A 4,167-nucleotide genomic window follows, 5' to 3' on the forward strand; every position below is an offset into this window, starting at 1 on the left:
CACAAAGCTCTTATTGAAGCTGATATCGAAGTTCAGAAAAAAGAAATCATTGGTCAATTAGAAAAAGGACAAGTATTAGAAGGTGTTGTTAAAAACATTACTTCTTATGGTGTGTTTATTGACTTAGGTGGTGTTGATGGATTAATCCACATTACTGACTTATCTTGGTCAAGAATTAATCACCCAAGTGAAGTGCTTGAATTAGATCAAAAATTAAACGTAGTAATTCTTGATTTTGATGATGAGAAAACAAGAATTCAATTAGGTTTAAAACAATTAAACGCTCACCCATGGGATGCTTTAGATGCTAACTTAAAAGTTGGTGATAAAGTGAAAGGTAAAGTAGTTGTAATCGCTGATTACGGTGCGTTTATCGAAGTTGCTGAAGGTGTAGAAGGTTTAATCCACGTTTCTGAAATGTCATGGTCAACGCATTTACGTTCGGCTCAGGATTTCATGAAAATTGGTGATGAGGTAGAAGCAGTTGTATTGACTTTAGACAGAGACGAAAGAAAAATGTCTTTAGGAATCAAACAAATGACGCAAGATCCTTGGACTGATATAACTTCTAAATATCCAGTTGGTTCTAAACATAAAGGTATCGTTAGAAACTTTACAAACTTTGGTATTTTCGTAGAATTAGAAGAAGGTATCGATGGTTTAATTTATATCTCTGATTTATCTTGGACTAAGAAAATAAAACATCCATCTGAATTCGTAAATGTAGGTGAAACGTTAGATGTTGTTGTCTTAGAATTAGATGTTGAAGGACGTAAATTATCATTAGGACACAAACAAACTACTGCTAATCCTTGGGATAAACATGAAGATGCTTATGCTGTAGGAACTGTTCATAACGGTACTATCGCTGAGATTGTTGACAAAGGGGCAACAGTTGATTTTGGTGACGATGTGGTTGCTTTTGTTCCAACTCGTCATTTAGAAAAAGAAGATGGTAAAAAATTGAAAAAAGGTGATGCTGCTGACTTCAAAGTAATTGAATTCAACAAAGAATTCAAAAGAGTTGTTGCTTCGCACACGGCTATTTTCAGAGAAGAAGAGGAGAAAAATGTGAAAGCTGCTACTGAAACAGTTGCTGCAAATAATAATAATAACACAAACGCTCCTGCTCAAACACTTGGTGAAAACAACCAAATTTTGGCAGACCTTAAAGCTAAAATGGAAAAAGGAGAGAAAAAATAATTCTCAAATTTTTAAATTTTTATAAATCTAAAAGTCCTCTCGTGCAAACGAGGGGACTTTTTTTGTTATGTCAAAACTAATTTGAACAAAAAAAACCACGTAATAACGTGGCTTTTCTGATTTATAGTAAACAATTATCTTAAAACTGCACCCAATTCCTTTTCGAAATTTAGCTTGAGTTTATTCATAATTTTATCAATTTGCTCATCTGTCAAGGTTTTTGTAGTATCTTGAATATGAAAACTCAAAGCATATGATTTTTTTCCTTCCGGTAAATTTTTTCCTTCGTACACATCAAACAAACTGATTTCCTTTAATAGAGATTTTTCGGTTTGACTGGCAATAGCATATAAAGAATCAAACGTGACATGTTGATCTAATAGTAAAGCAAAATCTCTGCGAACTTCAGGATATTTTGGAATATCTTGAAATTTAATTTTATTAGAAATAAGTTTTAAAATTAAATTCCAATTGAAATCGGCATAATAAACAGCTTGTTTAATATCGAAATGTTTTAGGATTGATTTTTTGACAGTTCCCATTTCAACTAAAACATCATTTCCAACCGCTAATGCAATTCCTTCTCCAAATACATCTGAAACAGCTGGAAGTGTTTTGGTTTTTGGAAGCGAAAGACGAGAAAAAATGGTTTCAACATACCCTTTAAACAAAAAGAAATCACTTGGTTTTTGTGGATTTGTCCACATTTCATTTTGACGATTACCGGAAACAAAAAGGGTTAAATGCTTATTTTCATCATATCCGGAAGGCATTTTGTGATAGCTTTTTCCAAATTCGAATAACTTTAAATCAGCATTTTTTCTGTTGATATTATAGGATACCGCTTCTAATCCCGAAAACAAAAGTGATTGTCGCATCGCTGATAAATCATGACTCAACGGATTTAACATCATTACATTAAACTCTTCTTTCAAATCATCAGAGAGTTTTACATAATCAGGCGTTGTTAATGAATTAGCCATCATTTCGTGAAAACCTAACGAATTCAATTGGTTAGCAATAATATTCTGCACTTTATAATCTTCCGTTCTACTAGAATTGGAAACTGTAGCATTTAGCTTTTTTGTGAATTCAATGTTGTTGTATCCATATACCCTTAAGATTTCTTCAATCACATCAATTTCTCGTTGAACATCTACACGATAGGCTGGAATTATCAAACCTAAACCGGCATCGGAAACACTGTTCACTTTGATGTCAAGTGAAACCAAAATCTTCTTAATTGTTTCTTTTGGAATTTCCTGTCCTATAATTTTATTTACTTTATTAAAGTTTAATAAAACCTGAAAATCTTCAACTTTCTTTTGATAAACATCTACAATATCTGAGGTAATTTCACCTCCGGCAATCTCTTTAATCAAGATAGCGGCTCTTTTCAAAGCATATTCTGTAATTGTAGGATCAATTCCTCTTTCAAATCGGAAAGAAGCATCCGTACTTAAACCATGACGTTTAGCCGTTTTCCGAATAGATACCGGATTGAAATAAGCACTTTCTAGGAAAATACTTGTTGTGTTTTCGGACACTCCTGATTCTTTACCTCCAAATACACCCGCAATACATAACGGGCCTTTTTCGTCACAAATCATTAAATCTTCTTCGTGTAAAATGCGTTCTACATCATCTAATGTTTTGAATTTTTTTCCGCTTTCAACTGTTTTTACAATAATTTTCCCGTGTATTTTAGATGCGTCAAAAGCGTGAAGAGGTTGCCCTAATTCATGAAGTACAAAATTGGTAGCATCAACTATATTGTTTTTTGGTGTTAGACCAATAGCTTTTAAACGGTTTTGTAACCAAAGAGGAGAGGCTTTTACATCAATTCCGGAAATGGTCACCCCACAATAACGAGGAGCTAATTTGATATCTTTTACTTCAACATCAATTTTCAAGGTTCTTTTATCAACCCGAAAACTGGTAACAGAAGGAGTAATCAATTCAGGGTGTACATTTTTTTGAACTAATCCGGCACGTAAATCTCGGGCAATACCCCAGTGTGACATCGCGTCGGCACGGTTTGGCGTTAATCCGATTTCAAAAACTTCATCACTTTCAATGTTCATTACTTTTGAAAAAAGTGTTCCTGGTTTTAAAGAGGCATCTAAAACCATGATACCATCGTGATTATTACCTAATCCTAACTCATCTTCAGCACAAATCATTCCGTGGCTTTCTTGGCCTCGAATTTTACCTTTTTTAATTTGAAATTCATTTCCATCTTTGTCAAATAAATTTGTTCCAATGGTGGCAACGGGCACTTTTTGACCAACAGCAACGTTTGAGGCTCCGCAAACAATTTGAATCGGATTACCATCTCCTAAATCTACAGTCGTTATTTTTAAACGGTCAGCATCAGGATGTTGAATGCATGTTTTTACTTCGCCAACAACAATCCCTTTCAATCCACCTTTAACAGATTCAAAAGTTTCAACAACTTCTACTTCTAACCCTAAATCTGTTAGGATAGCAGCTGTTTCTTCAGAAGGTAAATCTAATTTAATAAATTGTTTAAGCCAATTATATGAAATACGCATTTTGGTTGGATTTATGAGTTTGCAAAGATAATAATTGTCTTTTTAAGCGTGTCAAAAAAAAGTAGAATTTAGTAATTAAAAATAAATTTATTTTAATAACTTTAATAAGGATTTACACCAGCTTTTAAAGTATGTACCAATTTTAAATTTAGCACTATGTTTAAAGAGATGATAAAGAATAAAGCCATTAGAATTATACTGAGAATTGTTGGCGTTTTGATGATAATAATAGCTCTGCTATATACAATATTGGGTATTTATGTTTCAAATCATCATGATGAAATACTTCAGAATATAAATAAAGTAGCTTACGAAGAATTTAAAGGAGATATTAAAATTGGGGATTTAGATATCTTATTTTTTAAAGGATTTCCAAATTTGACTTTAAAAATAAAAGATATTGAAGTAA

The 4,167-nt window shown here is 32.7% G+C and carries 3 protein-coding genes; 2 read left to right on the forward strand and 1 reads right to left on the reverse strand.

The annotated features are described in order from the left end of the window. On the forward strand, window positions 1-1,203 hold a 1,203-nt coding region (locus C0512_RS14745), incomplete at its 5' end, for a S1 RNA-binding domain-containing protein (RefSeq protein ID WP_290862917.1). 134 nt (window positions 1,204-1,337) lie between these two features. On the opposite strand, the gene pheT is transcribed toward C0512_RS14745, so the two are convergent. Then, complete coding sequence (gene pheT, locus C0512_RS14750) at window positions 1,338-3,758, reverse strand: phenylalanine--tRNA ligase subunit beta (protein WP_290862919.1); 2,421 nt, start codon at window positions 3,756-3,758, stop codon at window positions 1,338-1,340. Between the two features lie 156 nt (window positions 3,759-3,914). On the opposite strand from pheT, the gene C0512_RS14755 reads away from it, so the two are divergent. After that, on the forward strand, window positions 3,915-4,167 hold a 253-nt coding region (locus C0512_RS14755; protein WP_290862921.1), incomplete at its 3' end, for a hypothetical protein.

It is taken from the genome of Flavobacterium sp. (genome assembly GCF_013822155.1).
Taxonomy (GTDB): Bacteria; Bacteroidota; Bacteroidia; order Flavobacteriales; family Flavobacteriaceae; genus Flavobacterium.